At 74.9% G+C, this 17,474-nt stretch carries 12 protein-coding genes; 9 read left to right on the top strand and 3 right to left on the bottom strand.

All coding sequences use genetic code 11. The annotated features are described in order from the left end of the window. Positions 1–360: 360 nt before the first annotated feature. The 6 genes from AAEM63_RS08915 to AAEM63_RS08890 all read left to right on the top strand — a co-directional run bounded on the left by AAEM63_RS08915 (position 361) and on the right by AAEM63_RS08890 (position 7,633). Positions 361–732 carry a metalloregulator ArsR/SmtB family transcription factor gene (locus AAEM63_RS08915; RefSeq protein WP_341361179.1) on the top strand — a complete coding sequence of 124 codons (372 nt, stop codon included), beginning with the start codon at positions 361–363 and terminating at the stop codon, positions 730–732. Then, on the top strand, positions 729–2,015 hold the full coding sequence (locus tag AAEM63_RS08910) for a cation diffusion facilitator family transporter (protein WP_341361178.1): 1,287 nt from the start codon (positions 729–731) through the stop codon (positions 2,013–2,015). Before AAEM63_RS08915 ends, AAEM63_RS08910 begins: the two co-directional genes overlap by 4 nt. A gap of 9 nt (positions 2,016–2,024) precedes the next feature. Then, the gene (locus AAEM63_RS08905; protein WP_341361177.1) at positions 2,025–2,771 is read left to right on the top strand and encodes an MBL fold metallo-hydrolase; all 747 of its coding nucleotides are present in this window, start codon (positions 2,025–2,027) and stop codon (positions 2,769–2,771) included. Positions 2,772–2,835: 64 nt separating this feature from the next. Continuing rightward, positions 2,836–4,191 carry a histidine--tRNA ligase gene (gene hisS, locus AAEM63_RS08900; protein WP_341361176.1) on the top strand — a complete coding sequence of 452 codons (1,356 nt, stop codon included), beginning with the start codon at positions 2,836–2,838 and terminating at the stop codon, positions 4,189–4,191. Beyond that, a complete protein-coding gene (locus AAEM63_RS08895; RefSeq protein WP_341361175.1) occupies positions 4,188–5,948 on the top strand; it encodes a dynamin family protein in 1,761 nt (586 codons plus the stop codon). The genes hisS and AAEM63_RS08895 overlap by 4 nt, the downstream gene beginning before the upstream one ends. A gap of 5 nt (positions 5,949–5,953) precedes the next feature. Beyond that, positions 5,954–7,633 (top strand): GTPase, encoded by a 1,680-nt coding sequence (locus AAEM63_RS08890; RefSeq protein WP_341361343.1) that lies wholly within the window; start codon positions 5,954–5,956, stop codon positions 7,631–7,633. Between the two features lie 322 nt (positions 7,634–7,955). Here AAEM63_RS08890 and AAEM63_RS08885 read toward each other — a convergent pair whose 3' ends face one another. Together AAEM63_RS08885 and AAEM63_RS08880 are read right to left on the bottom strand one after the other, a co-directional pair. Continuing rightward, positions 7,956–9,941: a DEAD/DEAH box helicase gene (locus AAEM63_RS08885; RefSeq protein WP_341361174.1), complete on the bottom strand. Its 1,986-nt coding sequence runs from the start codon at positions 9,939–9,941 to the stop codon at positions 7,956–7,958. A gap of 219 nt (positions 9,942–10,160) precedes the next feature. Continuing rightward, positions 10,161–11,648, bottom strand: coding sequence for an MFS transporter (locus AAEM63_RS08880; protein WP_341361173.1), 1,488 nt, complete (start codon positions 11,646–11,648; stop codon positions 10,161–10,163). 246 nt (positions 11,649–11,894) lie between these two features. On the opposite strand from AAEM63_RS08880, the gene aspS reads away from it, so the two are divergent. Genes aspS through AAEM63_RS08865 form a run of 3 tightly spaced genes read left to right on the top strand, consistent with a single transcriptional unit; the run spans position 11,895 to position 15,114 of the window. After that, positions 11,895–13,688 (top strand): aspartate--tRNA ligase, encoded by a 1,794-nt coding sequence (gene aspS / locus AAEM63_RS08875; RefSeq protein ID WP_341361172.1) that lies wholly within the window; start codon positions 11,895–11,897, stop codon positions 13,686–13,688. Beyond that, positions 13,685–14,485 (top strand): GNAT family N-acetyltransferase, encoded by an 801-nt coding sequence (locus AAEM63_RS08870; RefSeq protein ID WP_341361171.1) that lies wholly within the window; start codon positions 13,685–13,687, stop codon positions 14,483–14,485. Before aspS ends, AAEM63_RS08870 begins: the two co-directional genes overlap by 4 nt. An 11-nt stretch (positions 14,486–14,496) precedes the next feature. Then, positions 14,497–15,114 carry an L-threonylcarbamoyladenylate synthase gene (locus tag AAEM63_RS08865; protein ID WP_341361170.1) on the top strand — a complete coding sequence of 206 codons (618 nt, stop codon included), beginning with the start codon at positions 14,497–14,499 and terminating at the stop codon, positions 15,112–15,114. A gap of 40 nt (positions 15,115–15,154) precedes the next feature. Here the strand turns inward: AAEM63_RS08865 and AAEM63_RS08860 are convergent, their stop codons facing one another. Beyond that, positions 15,155–17,416 carry an MMPL family transporter gene (locus AAEM63_RS08860; RefSeq protein WP_341361169.1) on the bottom strand — a complete coding sequence of 754 codons (2,262 nt, stop codon included), beginning with the start codon at positions 17,414–17,416 and terminating at the stop codon, positions 15,155–15,157. Between the last annotated feature and the right edge of the window lie 58 nt (positions 17,417–17,474).

The raw sequence follows: 17,474 nt of genomic DNA, 5'->3' as shown, positions 1-17,474 counted from the left end.
CATCGACGCGGACTCGACCGGCGGCTTCTCGGCCGAGCCGGCAGGGAAGCCCGCTGCGCCGCGGTGCTCTACCGTCGCAGCCTGGTCCTGGGCGGTCGATGCGCTGTCCTCGTTCTCGCTGGTTCCCGGCTGCTCGGTCACTTTGTGGTCACTCCTTCGGGATGACGGGGTTGGCGGGGGCGCCACACCGTTCTCGGCCATTCGGCCCGACGTCTCCGCCGGTGCCTCGTCGCGCCTGCACGCAAAAGTCTGCCGCCGCGCGCGCGAGACCATCAGTCTAGGGACAGGCGCAAGCGAGCACACACCGGTTTTCGAGCGCTGCACGTCGGGGCGGCGAGGCAAACGCGCTACTATCTGCACATGTACGCAGATACCGATGGCCCGGTCGACGACGATCTGGTTGACGTGGCGGCGGAGGTCTTCGCGATGCTCGCCGAGCCGACCCGGGTCAGGCTCGTCCTCGCCCTCGGCGACGGCGAGCGCTCCGTCGGAGAGCTGGCCGCGACGGTCGGGAAGGCACCGTCCGCCGTCTCCCAGCATCTCGCGAAGCTTCGACTCGCCCGGATCGTCGCCGCACGCCATGAGGGGACCCGGGTGCTGTACCGGCTCCTCGACGAGCACGCGCACAGCCTGGTCACGGACGCGCTGCACCAGGCCGAGCACAGCATCGGCGGCACGCCGCGCCACCACCAGGTGCGCGCCGTCCGCTCGGCGCAGCAGGTGCGGCGATGAGCCGATCGCCGGAGTGGGGCTCGACCGACCGGCACCACCAGGGCGGGGACGAGCACGGTCACGCCCACCGGGGAGACGGCGGCCATGTTCACCCCCACGACCGCGACCACGACCGCGACCATGACCACGGCCATGACCACGGTCACGACCACGGCCATGACCACGGCCATGCCCACGACCACTCCGACGACACCCACACCCATCCCCACGGAGGTGTCCGGGGCTTCCTCCACCACCTCTTCGTCCCGCACAGCCACGACGCCGCGGACTCGATCGACGACGCCCTCGAGGCCTCGAGCCAGGGCATCAGGACCGTCAAGATCAGCCTGGTCGTCCTGGGGACGACGGCGCTGCTGCAGCTGGTGGTCGTGGCCGTCTCGGGCTCGGTCGCCCTGGCGGCGGACACGATCCACAACTTCTCCGACGCCCTCACCTCGGTCCCGCTGTGGATCGCCTTCGTCCTGGGTCGGCGCCGCCCGGACCGGCGCTTCACCCACGGCTACGGCCGCGCCGAGGATCTCGCCGGCCTGTTCGTCGTGGTCATGATCGCCCTCTCCGCCGTCGTCGCGGCATACGAGTCGGTCCACCGGTTCTTCGAGCCGCAGCCGTTGCAGAACCTCGAGTGGGTCCTCGCCGCGGGTGTCATCGGCTTCGCCGGGAACGAGCTCGTCGCGGGGTACCGCATCCGTACGGGGCGCCGGATCGGCTCGGCCGCCCTCGTCGCCGACGGCATCCACGCCCGCACCGACGGCTTCACCTCCCTCGCCGTGGTCCTCGGCGTGGTCGGCGTCTGGCTGGGCGTGCCGGCCGCCGACCCGGTCGTGGGCCTGCTCATCTCCGCGATGATCGCCGTCCTGCTCTGGGGGACGGTGCGCGACGTCGGCCGGCGGCTCCTCGACGGCGTCGAGCCGGACCTCGTCGACCGTGCCGAGCGAGCGCTGCTCGCCCTTCCCGGCGTCCACGCCGTCCGCGGGCTGCGGCTGCGGTGGGCGGGTCACCGGCTGGACGTCGGTACCGAGATCGAGCCGGCGCCCGGGGTGACCATGACCGAGTTCCTCACCCTGCAGGGCTCGGCCACCGCCGCGCTGCGGGCCGCGCTGCCGGGTGTGGGCCACGTCGTCGTCGCCCCGGCCGCGGCGGCCACCGACGTCGTGCCGGCGCCCGAGAACCGTGCGACCGACGTGGCACCCGGTCCCGACCGCCGCGACGCCGCACCCGGTCCCGGCCGCCCTGCCGCACGAGCGCGGCCGGCGTCCCACGGGCACGCCCACCCGCACCGGTAGCCTGGCGCGGTGCTGCTGCTGCGAACCTCCCGCACCGCCCTGGAGACCCACTGCTACGTCCTCGCCGCGGGTGCCGGTGGCCCCGCCGTGGTGGTCGACCCGGGCGCGGGCGCGGGTCAGGCGCTGCCAGCGCTGCTCGCCGCGCACGGCCTCACGGTCGGTGCCGTCGTCGTGACCCACGGGCACGCCGACCACCTCTGGGACGCCGCCGAGGTCGCGGGCGGGGCGCCGGTCCACCTGGCCGGCCCCGACCTGTACCGGATGAGCGACCCCGCGGGCGCGCTGGGCGAGCTGGGGGAGTACTTCCGCCGGCTCACCGGCACCGCGTGGCGCGAGCCCGAGACCACCCGGCCCTTCCCGGCCGGCTGGCTCGAGGGGGGCGGCGACGAGGTCGTCCCGGGCGTCGTCGTCCGGGCCGTCCCCGCGCCGGGGCACACCGAGGGCAGCGCCGTCCTCCTCGTGCGGGCCACGCTGGAACCCGGGGACGTGCGGCCGGCCGACATCCTGCCCCGCGGCATCCTGGCCCCCGACGGCCCGACCGAGGTCCTCCTGGGGCTGTGCGGGGACGTGCTCTTCGCCGGCTCGATGGGTCGCACGGACCTGCCCGGCGGAGACGAGCGCGAGATGCTCTCGACGTTGCGCACCCTGGCCAGCGCCCTGCCGCCCGAGACCGTCCTGCTGCCCGGCCACGGCCCGTCCACCACCTTGTCCGCCGAGCTCGCCTCCAACCCCTACCTCCGCCGGGCGACCGGCTGAACCGGCAGCGGACAGCGGCGGGCCGAATCGCCCGCAGCGTGCCGGGGATGGAAGGATCAGGCCCATGGCACGCACGTCCTCCCTCTCCGGCTTCCCCGAGTGGCTCCCCGACGGCCGGGTCGTCGAGCAGCACGTGCTCGACTCGCTCCGCCGCACCTTCGAGCTCCACGGGTTCGCCGGGATCGAGACGCGCGCCGTCGAGCCGCTGTCCCAGCTGCTGCGCAAGGGGGAGACGTCCAAGGAGGTCTACCTCCTCCAGCGCCTCCAGGAGGAGGCCGACGACGCGGGCGAGGTCGACGCCGAGCGCCGCCTGGGCCTGCACTTCGACCTCACCGTCCCCTTCGCCCGGTACGTGCTCGAGCACGCCGGACAGCTCGCGTTCCCGTTCAAGCGCTACCAGATCCAGAAGGTCTGGCGCGGCGAGCGTCCTCAGGACGGCCGGTTCCGGGAGTTCACGCAGGCCGACATCGACGTCGTCGGGGCCGACACCCTGCCCTTCCACTACGAGGTCGAGCTGCCGCTGGTGATGGCCGAGGCCCTCGCCGCGCTGCCCATCCCGCCGGTCCGGGTGAGCGTCAACAACCGCAAGGTCGCCCAGGGCTTCTACGAGGCCATCGGCCTGGAGGACGTCGAGGGGACGCTGCGCACCATCGACAAGCTCGACAAGGTCGGCCCCGAAGGTGTCGCCCGGCTCCTCATGGACGAGGTCGGCGCCACGCCGGAGCAGGCCGCGCACGCCCTCGAGCTGGCCGACATCTCCGGGACGGACGCCTCGGTCGCCGACCAGGTCCTCGCGCTCGGGGCCCGTTCGGCCCTCCTCGACGAGGGCCTCGGCGAACTCGTGGCCCTCCTCGAGGCCGCCCACGAGCTCTCCCCGGGCACCGTGGTGGCGGACCTGAAGATCGCGCGCGGGCTCGACTACTACACCGGCAGCGTCTACGAGACGACGCTGCTGGGCCACGAGGACCTCGGCTCGATCTGCTCCGGGGGACGTTACGACTCCCTCGCCTCGGACGGCCGGCGCACCTACCCGGGGGTGGGCCTGTCCATCGGGGTCTCCCGGTTGCTGGCTCGGCTCCTGCGCGACGACCTGGCGACGGCGACGCGACCGGTGCCGAGCGCCGTCCTCGTCGCCGTGACCGACGAGGAGCACCGCCGGGCCTCGGACCGGGTGGCCCGCCGGCTGCGCGCCCGGGGGATCCCCACCGACGTCGCGCCCGTGGCGGCCAAGTTCGGCAAGCAGATCCGCTACGCCGACCGCCGCGGCATCCCGTTCGTCTGGTTCCCCGGTGCCGACGGCGACGAGGTCAAGGACATCCGCTCGGGCGAGCAGGTCCCGGCCGACGCCGGCACCTGGGCGCCGCCCGAGGACGACCTGCTGCCCCGCGTCGTCCGGGCCGACCCCGCCGCGGCGCGATGAGCCTCACGCTGCCCTCGGGGACGGGCGACGGCGCCCGCGCGGTCCTCGGCGCCCTCGGCGAGCTGCGCGAGATCCTGCGCGGGGTGCACCTCCCGCTCGACGTCGAGGGCGCCGCGCTCGCGCGACAGGACCGCCAGGAGGTCCTCGACCAGCTGTCCGACTACGTCATCCCGCGCTACGAGCAGCTCGAGGCGCCGCTGCTCGCCGTCGTCGGCGGGTCCACCGGAGCGGGCAAGTCCACCCTCGTCAACGCCCTCCTGCGCGAGCAGGTCACGGCGGCCTCCGCGATCCGCCCCACCACCCGCCGGCCGCTCCTCGTGCACCACCCCGACGACGCCGCCTGGTTCACCGACGACCGGATCCTGCCCGGGCTCGCCCGCGTGCACGTGGGACCGGGGGCCCCGCCGAGCCCGGCCACGGGGACGGCCGGCCACGAGATCGAGCTGCGTGCCTCTGCCGCCCTGCCGCCGGGCCTGGCGCTGCTGGACGCCCCGGACATCGACTCCGTCGTCAGCGAGAACCGCCAGCTCGCCGGCCAGCTCCTCGCGGCGGCCGACCTGTGGGTCTTCGTCACCACGGCCGCGCGCTACGGCGACGCGGTCCCGTGGGCGCTGCTCACCGAGGCGGCCGACCGCCGGATCGTCGTGGCGGTCGTCCTGGACCGCGTCCCCGCCGGCGTCAGCGCCGAGGTGCGCCACGACCTGGCCGAGCGGCTGGAGGAGGAGGGTCTGGGCCGGGCGCCGCTGTTCGTCATCGGCGAGACGGACCTCGGCCCGGACGGCCTCCTGCCCGGCGCCGACGTCGCCGCCCTGCAGGGGTGGCTGCACGGCATCGCCGCCGACGCCGGCTCGCGGGCGTCCGTCGCGCGCCAGACCCTCGGCGGCGCCGTCGACGCCGCGCTGGGCCGCGCCACCCTCGTCGCGGAGGGCACGCACGCCCAGACCGCCGCGCTCGTCCAGCTCGCGGGGCGGGTCGACGAGGCCTACGCCCAGGCGCACCACCGGATCATGACCGCCACCGCCGACGGGGCCATGCTCCGTGGCGAGGTCCTGGCCCGGTGGCAGGAGTTCGTCGGCACCGGTGAGTTCTTCCGGTCCGTCGAGGCCCAGGTGGGCCGCCTGCGCGACCGGATCGGCAGTTTCTTCCGCGGCCGGCCGGTGCCCACCGAGCAGGTCGAGGAAGCCATCGAGACCGGTCTGCAGACCGTCCTCGTGGCCGAGGCCGAGCGGGCCGCCGCCGACGTCGACCACGCGTGGCGCCGCGAGCCGGGCGCCCGAGGCGTCCTCGCCACCGCGACCGCGTCCCTCGCCCCCGAGGCCGAGCTCTACGACGCCGCCTCGGCGCAGGTGCGCGGCTGGCAGTCGGGACTGCTGGCGATGGTGCGGGACGAGGGCGCCGACAAGCGGTTCACCGCCCGGATGCTCTCCTTCGGCGTCAACGGCCTGGGCATCGCGCTGATGATCGTCATGTTCGCCTCGACGGCCGGCCTGACCGGCGCCGAGATCGCCATCGCCGGCGGCACGGCCGTCGTGGCGCAGAAGCTCCTGGAGGCGGTCTTCGGTGACGACGCGGTGCGGAAGATGACGAAGAACGCCCGCGACGACCTCCACACCCGCGCCGGGCAGTTCCTCGCCGACCAGGCCGAGGCGTACCGGCAGGCGCTCGCCACGCTGGAGATCGACCCGTCGGCGACGGACCGGATCGGCGCGGCGGTCACCGCCGTGCGGGCCGCCCGCCGGGCGGAGGCGGGCCTGTGAGCGCGATGCTCCGCCGTCGCCGCGAGGTCGACCACGCCGCGACGCTCCCGCAGGACCTCGCCACGCTGCGCTCCGCCGTCGGCATCGGGGAGCCGCACCTGCCCTCGAACGTCGTCGAGGGCGCCCGGTCGCTCGTCCTGCGGGCGGACCAGCGCCAGAACCTCGCCGCCGGCCGGACGGTCGTGGCCCTGCTGGGCGCGACGGGGTCGGGGAAGTCCTCGCTGTTCAACGCCATCGTCGGCCGGCCGGTCTCCCGGGTCGCGGCCACCCGGCCCACGACGGCCCGGCCGCTGGCGGCGGTGTGGGGTCCGGACGACGCCGGCGACCTGCTCGACTGGCTCGGCGTGCCCGACCGCACCCGTGCCGGCGACGGGCCCGTCGACCCCGACGCCGGCGCGGCCGTGCGTCGCCTGCCCGCCCGGCGCGCCTCGACCACCAGCCCGGAAGGGCTGGTGCTCCTCGACCTGCCGGACATCGACTCCACCGCGGAGGACCACCGCCGCATCGCCTCGCGCATGGCCTCGGCCGTCGACGTCCTCGTGTGGGTGCTGGACCCGCAGAAGTACGCCGACGCGATCGTCCACCGCGACTACCTCGCCCCGATGGCCGCGCACGCCGACGTCACCGTCGTCGTCCTCAACCAGGTGGACACCCTCGAGCCGGGGGAGCGGGAGGGGATCCTCCGCGACCTCGCCGGCATCCTCGAGCGCGACGGCCTGCGCGGGGTGCCTGTCCTGCCGGTCTCCGCGCGCACCGGCGAGGGGGTGCCCGAGCTGCGCGAGCGGATCGACTCCGTCGTCGCCTCGACCCGGGCGGCCCAGCTGCGCCTGGCCGCGGACGTGCGCACCGCCGCGGCGCACCTGCTCCGCGCCGCCGAGGTGACCCCGGACGGGGAGCCCACGACGGGCGTGGAGCCGCGCCAGAGCGCCCGGCTCATCGAGGCCGCGGCCCGCGCGGCCGGGGTGGACGCCGTCCAGGACGCGGTCCGCGGCAGCTACGTCCGGGCCGCACGCCGGCACGTGGGCTGGCCGCCCGTGCGCTGGCTGGCCCGGCTGCGGCCGGACCCGATGCGCCGCCTGCACCTGGACAAGCAGGCTCCCGAGGCGCGCCTGGTGCGCACCTCCCTGCCCGGGCCGACACCGGTGCAGGAGGCCGCGGTGCGCTCGGCGGCCCACGCGATGGCGTCCACGGCCACGCGTCACCTGCCGGACTCCTGGCGGGCGGACGTCCTGCAGGACACCGAGGCGCGCGTGCCGGGGCTCGTGGACTCCCTCGACCAGCAGGTCGGCGCGGCCGAGCTCGAGCAGACCCGGCGGCCTGCGTGGTGGCGCGTGCTGGGTTTCCTCCAGTGGGTCTTCCTCGCGGCCGCGATCGCCGGTGGGCTGTGGCTGGCCGCCCTCGCGGTGATGGGGTACCTGCAGCTCCCGGCTCCGGAGACCCCGATGGCCGGCCCGCTCCCGTGGCCCACCGTGCTGCTCGGCGGCGGGGTGGTCGTGGGACTGCTGCTCGCCCTCGTGGGCGGCATCGCCGCGCGCGTGGGGGCGCGGCGGCGGTCCCGCCGCGTGGCCCGACGGCTACGCGAGGTGGTGGCCGGGACCGTGCGCGAGCAGGTCGTCGGGCCCCTCGAGGGAGAGCTCGCCGACTTCGCGCGGTTCTGGCGCGAGCTGACGTCGCTGGCGCGCTGACGCTGCCGGGGCGTCGGCGCCGCGGGTCGGTGTCGGCAGGCTCGCGCCAGCGAACCAGCGGCGATCCGTTCGCGGACCGCCCAGACACACGACGAAGGCCCACCCGACCGGGTGGGCCTTCGTCGTCGTGCCGGGCGCCGTCGGTCCCTCGACGAGTCTGCTCAGGTGGCTGCTAGAAGCGACCAGACGAGCAGACGCGGGCTCCGAACCGCCAACGGAGACTGCCGCTACCGACCGGATGAGCAGACTCGAGGCTCCGGACCGCCACCGATCGCTCCTACGAGCGACCAGGCGAGCAGAGCCCGGGACCGGCGCCGCCGGCTCAGCGGGGGCGGCGGGCGGGGCCGACCGGTCGCGAGGGCCGACGCTCGGGACGGTCGTGCTCGCCGTGACGCTTCGCGGGCCGGGCGGCGCGCGGGCCCTCGTCCGGGCGGATCTTCAGCGGACGGCCGGCCACCTTGGCGGCGCCGATGCGACGGGCCGACTCGGGGGAGAGGTCACCGGAGATCTCCACGAGCGAGAAGCTGGGGAAGATGTCGATCTTGCCCAGGTCGGAGCCGCGCAGGCCGCCCTCGCCGGTGATCGCACCGACGATGGCACCGGGCTGGACGCCGTCCTTGTGCCCGACCTCGACGCGGTAGCGGGTACCGGCGATGCGCGGGCGGCGGCCGCCACGCTCGGCCGGGCCGCGGGTGCCGTGCTTGGACGTGTGGCCCTCGTCGAAGCGCGCGGCGACGAAGGTGCCCTCGTCGTCCACGGTCTCCTCGCGACGGGTGCGCGGGCGGTCGTCCTCGTCGTCGCGGCGCTGCGGACCCTCGTCACCGACGGACAGGGCCACGAGAGCGGCGGCGACCTCGAGCAGGTCGGCACCGGTCTCCTCGACGTGCGCGGTCAGCGCCTCGCGGTACATCTCCAGGCGGCCGGCACCGCGGCGCTCGGCGACCTGGCCGAAGAGCTTGCCGGCCCGGTGCGCGGAGACGTCCGCCGGCGTGGGGAGCGTGACCTCCTCGAGGGTGGAGCCCGTGAGCTTCTCGATCTGGCGCAGCTGCCCGCGCTCACGCGGGGTCAGGAAGGTCAGGGCCGTACCGGTCCGACCGGCGCGGCCGGTGCGGCCGATGCGGTGGACGTAGGAGTCGGCCTCACGCGGCACGTCGAAGTTCACGACGAGGCCGATGCGCTCGACGTCGAGGCCGCGGGCGGCGACGTCGGTGGCCACGAGGACGTCGAGCGTGCCGTTGCGCAGCCGCTCGACGAGCTTCTCGCGCTCCTTCTGCGGGACGTCGCCGGACAGACCGGCGGCGGAGATCCCCCGGCCGGCGAGCTCGATGGCGACGTCCTCGACGGTGCCCTTGGTGCGGACGAAGACGATCGCGGCGTCGGCCTCGGTGGTGGCAAGCACGCGGGCGAGGGCACCGACCTTGTGGCGGAACGGCACGACGGCGTAGGTCTGGCGCACGGTGGCGGTGGTGGACGCCGGCCGGGTGACGGCCACACGCACCGGGTCGGTGAGGTGGGTGTCGGCGACCCGCTTGATGGCCGCGGGCATGGTGGCCGAGAACAGCGCGGTGCGCCGGCCGGAGGGGACGTGCGAGGCGATCTGCTCGACGTCCTCGGCGAAGCCCATGCGCAGCATCTCGTCGGCCTCGTCCAGGACGAGGAACCGCACGCCCGAGAGGTTGAGGCTGCCGCGCTCGATGAGGTCCATGACGCGACCGGGGGTGCCGACCACGACCTGCGCCCCGTCCTTGAGGGCCCGCAGCTGCGGGATGTAGCTCGAGCCGCCGTAGACCGGCAGCACGGTGAGGTTCTTGGTGCGGTGGGCAAAGGACGCGATGGCGTCCGAGACCTGCATGGCGAGCTCGCGGGTGGGCGTGAGCACCAGGGCCTGCACCGAGCGCTCCCACGCGTCGACCGCCTCGAGCAGCGGCAGACCGAAGGCGGCGGTCTTGCCCGTGCCGGTCTGGGCGACGCCGACGACGTCGCGGCCGGAGAGCAGCACCGGGATCGCCTCGGCCTGGATGTCGGTCGGGACGGTGAAGCCGAGGTCCTCGATCGCCGAGAGCAGGTCGTCCGGCAGGCCGAGGTCGGCGAAGGTCACCGCCGCCTTGGCGAGCGGTGCCGCCGCGGCGGGAGAGGTCTCGGCGGGAGCGGTCTCGGCGGTGTCGGCACCCGCCGTCGGGGCGGACGCACCGGTGTCATCGGAGGACGCACCGGTGTCGTCGGTGGGCGCCTCGGCGTCGGAGAGCTCCAGCGCCTCGAACAGGGCGTCGTCACCCGTCTCGGGGCGCGAAAGGGCAAAGTCGTTCATCGTCACAGGGGAAACCCATCGTCGAGCGGAGTGGGGCGGCACCGCCAGGTCGGCGGCAAGCCCTCCGCGATGGGCCCACACAGTTGCGACAACATCCGCTTCAGGGCCTGGGCGGGAGAGCACTCCAGGAGGTCCCAGCCTACCCGGAGGGCCCCCACGCCCGCAGGAGCGGGCGGCGGTGACCTTGGGCACAAGGTCCCGCACACCGGTCCTGGCTGCTCAGCCGCCCTGGAGCGGGGCCCCGTCGGCCGGGACGTCGGCCCCGTCGGCCGGGACGTCGGCGCCGTCGGCGGCGCGCGCCGCGGACCCACCGGGCGGGTCGCCGGTCTCGTCCTCGCCGCGCTGCCCTGCCCGCGCCCCGGCCAGGGTGGCCAGGAGCGCCACCACGACGGCGAGGAGGAGCCCCGCGAGGTACGCGAGCGTGCCGCCCCGCCCGACGAGCGCGATGAAGAGCCCACCCGAGGCAGCCAGCCCGAGCGCGGCCCCGAGGGCGTCGGCGACCTGGAGCGAGGAGCTGATGCGTCCGTGCCGGTACGCCGGCGTGCGCTGGAGGACCAGGACGCTGACCGCGGGGAACACCAGCCCCATCCCGCCGCCGGCGATGGTCCAGCCCACGACGACCAGCCACCCCGGTGCGCCCTCGACCGTGGCCCCCGCGGTGACGAGCGTGCCCAGCGCCAGAGTCAGCGGTCCCACCCAGAGCAGACGGCGGCGCAGCTCCTCGTCGCTGACCCGGCCCTGGATCCACGAGCCGGTCGCCCAGGTGACGGACGCGACGGTGAGCACCAGACCGGCCTGGGCCACGGACCACCCGTGCTCGCGCACGAGGAGCAGCGGCAGGAACGTCTCGGCGCTGAGGAACGTGGTGTTGAGGAGCCCGCGGGTCGCGACGGCGGAGGGCACGCCGGCGCGCAGCCGCACCGTCCCGGCCGGCAGGAGGACCGGGAGCGTGAGGACGAGGACCGCGACCCCGGCGACGGCGAGGAACAGGCCCGTCGCGCCGCCCTCGGCACCGGCGACCTGCAGGGCCGCCGCGGCGAGCCCCGCCCCGGTGGCGGCGAGCACCAGCCGCCGCGCCCGGGGACGACCCTCGTCGGGCCGGTCGGGCGGACCGGGCAGGTGGCGCAGCAGCGGCAGGAGCACGACCGAGGCACCGAGGGTGAGCACCGGCACGGCGAGGAAGACCCATCGCCACGTCCACTCCTGGGCGACGAACCCCGCGATGCCGGGACCCACGAGCCCGGGGAACACCCAGGCCACGGCGAAGGCGGCGAAGAACCTCGGCTGCCGCGGCGCCGGCACCATCGAGCCGACCAGCACGTACAGCGGGACGATGAGCAGCCCGCCGCCGAACCCCTGCACGGCCCGGCCGGCGGCCAGGACCGCCATGCCCGGCGCCAGGCCGGCCACGACCAGTCCCGCGCAGAACAGCAGGACCCCGCCGATCAGCGGGCCGCGCGGACCGCGGGCGTCGGACCACGCGCCCCCGACGGCGGTCGCCACGAGCTGGGCCGCCAGCGGCGCCCCCGAGGCCACCGCGTAGAGCCGGAGCCCGTCGAGGTCCGCCGCGACGCTCGGCATCACCGTGGTCACCGCGAGGTTCTCGAACGCGACCAGGGTGATGAGCGAGACGGAGGCGACGAGGAGCAGCCGCACGACGTCGGGGCCGCCCGTCGTCGTCGCCGAACCCGGCCGCCGCTCGCTCACCGGGGAATCATGACGGACGCCGGGGCGCACGCGGAACTGAGGCGGGTACCTCACCGTGGACGCACGCGGAACTGAGGCGGGTACCTCACCGTGGACGCACGCAGAACCGACGGGTGGAACCGACGGGCCGCGGAGGTGCCGGACCCTCGCGCCCCGCCCGCGGCCTGGCACCCCGGGCCGCCGACACTAGGATCGTCGGAGCGCCCGCCCGTCTAGCGGTGCGCCCGTCTACCCGGAAGGAACCCCGTGCTCCGCACCCACGCGGCAGGATCCCTGCGCGCCTCCGACATCGGCACCACCGTGACCCTGGCCGGCTGGGTCGACCGCCGCCGCGACCACGGCGGGGTCGCCTTCATCGACCTGCGCGACGCCTCGGGCATCGCGCAGGTGGTCATCCGTGACGAGGCGGTCGCCCACGAGCTGCGCAGCGAGTTCGTCCTCCAGGTGACGGGGGAGGTCGTCCAGCGGCCCGAGGGCAACGCGAACCCGAACCTGCCGACCGGCGAGATCGAGGTGATCGCGGCCGACGTCGAGGTCCTCAACACCGCCGCGGCACTGCCCTTCCAGGTCTCCGAGCACGCCGAGGACGCCGGTCAGGTGGGGGAGGAGGCGCGTCTGCGCTACCGCTACCTCGACCTGCGCCGGAAGGCGCCGTCGCACGCGCTGCGCCTGCGCGCCAAGGTCAACCAGGCCGCCCGCCGGGTCCTGGACGACCAGGGCTTCGTCGAGATCGAGACGCCCACGCTCACCCGGTCCACCCCCGAGGGGGCACGCGACTTCCTCGTGCCGGCGCGCCTCTCCCCGGGCTCCTGGTACGCCCTGCCGCAGTCCCCGCAGCTGTTCAAGCAGCTGCTCATGGTCGCCGGCATGGAGCGCTACTACCAGATCGCCCGCTGCTACCGGGACGAGGACTTCCGGGCCGACCGCCAGCCCGAGTTCACCCAGCTCGACGTCGAGATGAGTTTCGTGGACCAGGACGACGTCATCGCCGTCGCGGAGCAGGTCCTCGCCGAGCTGTGGCGCCTCGTCGGCCACGAGATCGACCGCCCCATCCCGCGGATGACCTACCTCGAGGCCATGCGCCGCTACGGCACCGACAAGCCGGACCTGCGCTTCGGCCTGGAGCTGACCGACCTCACCGAGTACTTCAAGGACACCCCGTTCCGGGTGTTCCAGAGCCCCTACGTCGGCGCCGTCGTCATGCCGGGCGGCGCCTCGCAGCCGCGCCGGACCTTCGACGCGTGGCAGGACTGGGCCAAGTCGCGCGGCGCCAAGGGTCTGGCGTACGTGACGATCGGCGAGGACGGCACCCTCGGCGGGCCCGTGGCCAAGAACATCTCCGAGGCCGAGCGGGCGGGCCTGGCTGAGGCGGTCGGCGCCCAGCCGGGCGACAACGTCTTCTTCGCCGCGGGCCGCGCCTCCGACGCCCGGGCGCTCCTCGGCGCCGCCCGGCTGGAGATCGGCCGGCGGGTCGGGCTCATCGACGAGGACGCGTGGTCCTTCGTGTGGATCGTCGACGCCCCCCTGTTCAAGCCCACGGGCGAGGACGACGACGTCGACCTGGGCCACAGCGCGTGGACCGCGGTCCACCACGCCTTCACCTCCCCGACACCGGAGTGGGTCGACCGGTTCGAGGAGAGCCCGGGCGAGGCCCTGGCGTACGCGTACGACATCGTCTGCAACGGCAACGAGATCGGCGGCGGCTCCATCCGTATCCACCGCCGCGACGTCCAGGAGCGGGTCTTCGCGGTCATGGGCATCGGCGAGGCGGAGGCGCAGGAGAAGTTCGGCTTCCTCCTCGACGCGTTCAAGTTCGGCGCGCCGCCTCACGGCGGCATCGCGTTCGGCTGGGACCGGATCGTCTCGCTCCTGACGCACTCGGACTCCATCCGCGACGTCATCGCCTTCCCCAAGTCCGGCGGCGGGTACGACCCGCTCACCCAGGCGCCTGCCCCCATCACCCCCGAGCAGCGCAAGGAGGCCGGGGTGGACGCGCCGGCCGAGCCGGCGCCCGGGAGGTCCGCGGCGCCGGTGGCGTGAGCGCGCGGACGGACCGGTTGACGGCCGGCGGCCAGGACGTCCTGGACCGCTGGCCGTTCTGGCGCGCGAACGCGGGACGGTTCCGCCTGCTCGACGTGTGGACCACGACGTCCGGGGCCGCCACCGCGCCCGCCCCGGCGGTCGCGCTCGTCGAGCGATGCGGCGGCACGGGCCTGGTCGGGCTGGGACGGCCCGCCGACCTCGCCGCGCTCCTGGCCGAGGTCAGCGGCCGGGCCGGGCCCGTCGACCCGACCCCGGCCCGCGCCGTCGTCAGCGCCCTGCTCCCGCGCGGGACGTGGGACGCCGTCGACCCGGCCGCACGCGAGCGGCTCGGCCTGCGGCCCGGTCGCCCCTGGGACTGGCTCACGTGCACCGCCGCGCCGCCGCGTCATCCGGACGCCGGTCGGGTGCGCGACCTCGGCACGGGACCGGCGGCGGCCGCCCGGGCGCAGGAGGTCCTCGACCGCGCCTACCCCGAGCGCGAGGCGCGCGCGGACGACGCGTCGCGCACCTGGGTGGGTTTCGACGACGGCGCCGGCGGCCTCGCCGGCGTGCTCTCCGCCCTGCCGCTCCCGGGCGGCGTCCACCTCTCGGCCGTGGCGGTCGATCCCGCCTGGCGACGGCGCGGGGTCGCCACCGCGATGACCGGCGAGGTCACCCGGCGCGCCCTGGTGGGCACCGGCCTGGTCCACCTGGGCACCTGGGCCGACAACGACGCCGCGCGGGCCCTGTACCTCTCCCTCGGGTACACCGTGGCCGCGGAGCTGGAGAACCTGCACGCCGCGCCGCGGTGGTGAACACTGCCCTCATGGCCCGCACCCTGCAGATCCACCCGGTCGACCCGCAGCCCCGGCTCGTCGGGCAGGTGGTCGACGCGCTGCGCGGCGGGGGGGTCATCGCCTACCCCACCGACTCCGGCTACGCCCTGGGCTGCACCCTGGACAACAAGGCGGGGCTGGACCGGATCCGCGCGATCCGCCAGCTCGGTGACACCCACCACTTCACGCTGATGTGCCGGGACTTCGCCCAGCTCGGGCAGTTCGTCATCGTCGACAACCGGGCCTTCCGCCTCGTCAAGTCCGCGACGCCCGGGCCCTACACCTTCATCCTCCGGGGCACCAAGGAGGTGCCGCGGCGGATGCTCCACCCCAGGAAGCACACCGTGGGCGCCCGCATCCCCGACCACCGGATCAGCCAGGCGATCCTCGCAGAGCTGGGCGAACCGCTCGTCTCGAGCACCCTCATCCTCCCCGGTGAGGAGCTGCCGATGACCACCGGCTGGGAGGTCGCCGAGCACCTGGGACACCTCCTCGACGCCGTCGTGGACGCTGACGTCGACGACGCGGAACCCACCACGGTCGTCGACCTCACCTCCGGGGCGCCCGAGGTGCTGCGGGAGGGCGCGGGCGACCTGTCGCGCTTCTGACGGCGGTCGCCGGACGAGCGTGCGTCGGCGCGGCCCGCGGTCAGTGGACGATCTTGAGCCGGTCGTACAGGGCCCGCATCGGCGCGGGCGCCCACCAGTTCCACCGCCCGAGCAGCGTCATGGTCGCCGGGACGAGGAGCATCCGCACGAGCGTGGCGTCGATGAGGACCGTCAGGGCCAGCGCGACGCCGGCCTGCTTGATGACGATGAGGTCGCCCGCGGCGAAGCCCGCGAACACCGAGATGATGACCAGGGCCGCCGAGGTGATGATCCGGCCCGAGCGCTGCAGGCCGTGCTCGACCGCGGCGTCGTTGTCGTAGCCGAGGTCCCAGAACTCCTTGATCCGCGAGAGCAGGAACACCTCGTAGTCCATGGCCAGGCCGAACCCGAACGCCACCGCGATGGCCACGACGTAGGACTCCAGGCCGGCCACGGGCGTGAACCCCAGGAGGTCGGCGCCGTGGCCCTCCTGGAAGACCCACACGGTCACCCCGAGCGAGGCCGCGAGGGAGAAGAGGTTGATGACCAACGCCTTGAGCGGGACTAGCAGCGAGCCGGTCATGAGGAAGAGCAGGACGAAGATCGCCAGCACGATGATCCCGCCGGCCAGCGGCAGCCCCTCGACGATGGCGTCGTTGAAGTCGGCCTGGTTGGCGGCCTGCCCGGCGACCCACGTCTCGAACCCGGGGTCGAGCGCGCGGATCTCTCTCACGACCGCCGTCGCCTCCGGCCCGCCCGCGTCCTCGGCGTCGACGAACACCTCGAGCACAGCGCGGTCGTCGACCGGGACCGGGCCGCGGACCTCGGCCACGCCGGGCAGCCCACCCACGTCCTCGGCGAGACCGGCGGCGCCCGCGGCGTCGGTGTCGGCGACGACGAGGACGTCTGCCGCCGCCGCGGCGGGGTAGTCCTCACCGAGGACCGCGATGTAGTCGCGCTGGTCGGAGTCCGAGGGCAGGAGCTCGGTGGTGGAGTTGCGCATCGTCAGCCCCAGCACGGGGGAGGCGAGCACCGCCAGGAGCGCGACGACGCCGACGAGCACGAGCCAGGGGTGGCGGTGCACGCCGCGGGCGAGCCGGGAGAAGAAGCCCTCCGCGGGTGCGACGTCGCCCAGGCCCCGCACGAGCACCCGCAGGCCGGGGACCCGCCCCAGCGCGGAGGGTCGCAGGAGCCGCTCCCCGAGCAGGACGATGACGGCGGGGACGAAGACGACGGCGGAGAAGACGGCGAGGATCACCACGGCGACGGCGGCGGCACCGATCGAGCGCAGCACGTCCGGCCGCAGGAGCAGCAGCCCCGAGATCGCGAAGGCGACCGTGACGGCGGAGAAGAGCACCGTGCGCCCGGCCGTGGCCACGGTCGCGCGCACCGCCTGCACCACGAGCGGGTTGCGGCGGTGCCGGCGCCGCCGCGCCTGGACCGCGACCGGTTCGGCGCCGTCGCCGACGAGCCGGTGCGCCTCCTCCCGGAAGCGGGAGACGATGAGCAGGCCGTAGTCGATCGACAGGCCCAGGCCCAGGACGGTGACGACGTTGATGACGAACGAGTCGATGTCGACGCCGTAGCTCATGACGAGCAGGACACCCAGCCCGGCGAAGATCGAGGCGACGGCGCCCATGAGCGGCAGGCTCGCCGCGAGGAACCCGCCGAAGACCACCACCATGATGAGCAGGGAGACCGGCAGGGCCACCGCCTCGCCGGTGACGAGGTCCTCCTCGACCTGCTCGACGATCTCCCCGGCGATGATCTCGTTCGAGCTGGTCGTCCCGCGGACGTCGGGAGCGACGCCGGCCAGGTCCGCCGGCACCTGCTCGAGACGCTCGACGACCGCGTCGTGGGCGAGCGCGGCCTCGTCGTCGTCTAGGCCCGGGTCCAGGGTGACGGCGACGAGGAAGCCGTCCTGCGCGCTCGAGACGAGGCCGGCCGCCGCGGGGTTGGCCAGGCCCTCGGGCAGGAGGAAGGCGTCGACCACCTGGTCGACGCCGTCGATGGCGGTGAGGTCGGCGTGGGCCGGGGCGAGGGCCTCGGCGATCCCGGCGGTCTGCTCGGTGTCGGTGAGGTCGGCACCCTCGACGAGGAGGGTGACCTGGTCCCCGCTCTCACGGTCCCCCTCGAGGATCTCGCGCGCCCGCTGGCTCTCCGATCCCGGCACAGTGGGCTCGCCCGTGCGGAGCCGGTCGAAGAGGCTGTCGCCGCCCAGCCCCGTGAACGCCACGAGCAGCGCGGCCAGCGAGACGAGGGTCCACAGCAGGACCACGGAGCGTGGGTGCCGCGTGACGAGGCGGCCGAGGCGGTCGAACACGCGCCCAGTCTTCCACCGCGGGGAGGTCCTCCAGGCCACGGGCGCGACGTTGCGTAGG

Source organism: Georgenia sp. M64 (assembly GCF_038049925.1).
GTDB lineage: Bacteria > Actinomycetota > Actinomycetes > Actinomycetales > Actinomycetaceae > Georgenia.
The sequence above is the reverse complement of the archived record's forward strand: the minus strand, read 5'-3'. Positions and strand labels throughout refer to the sequence as shown.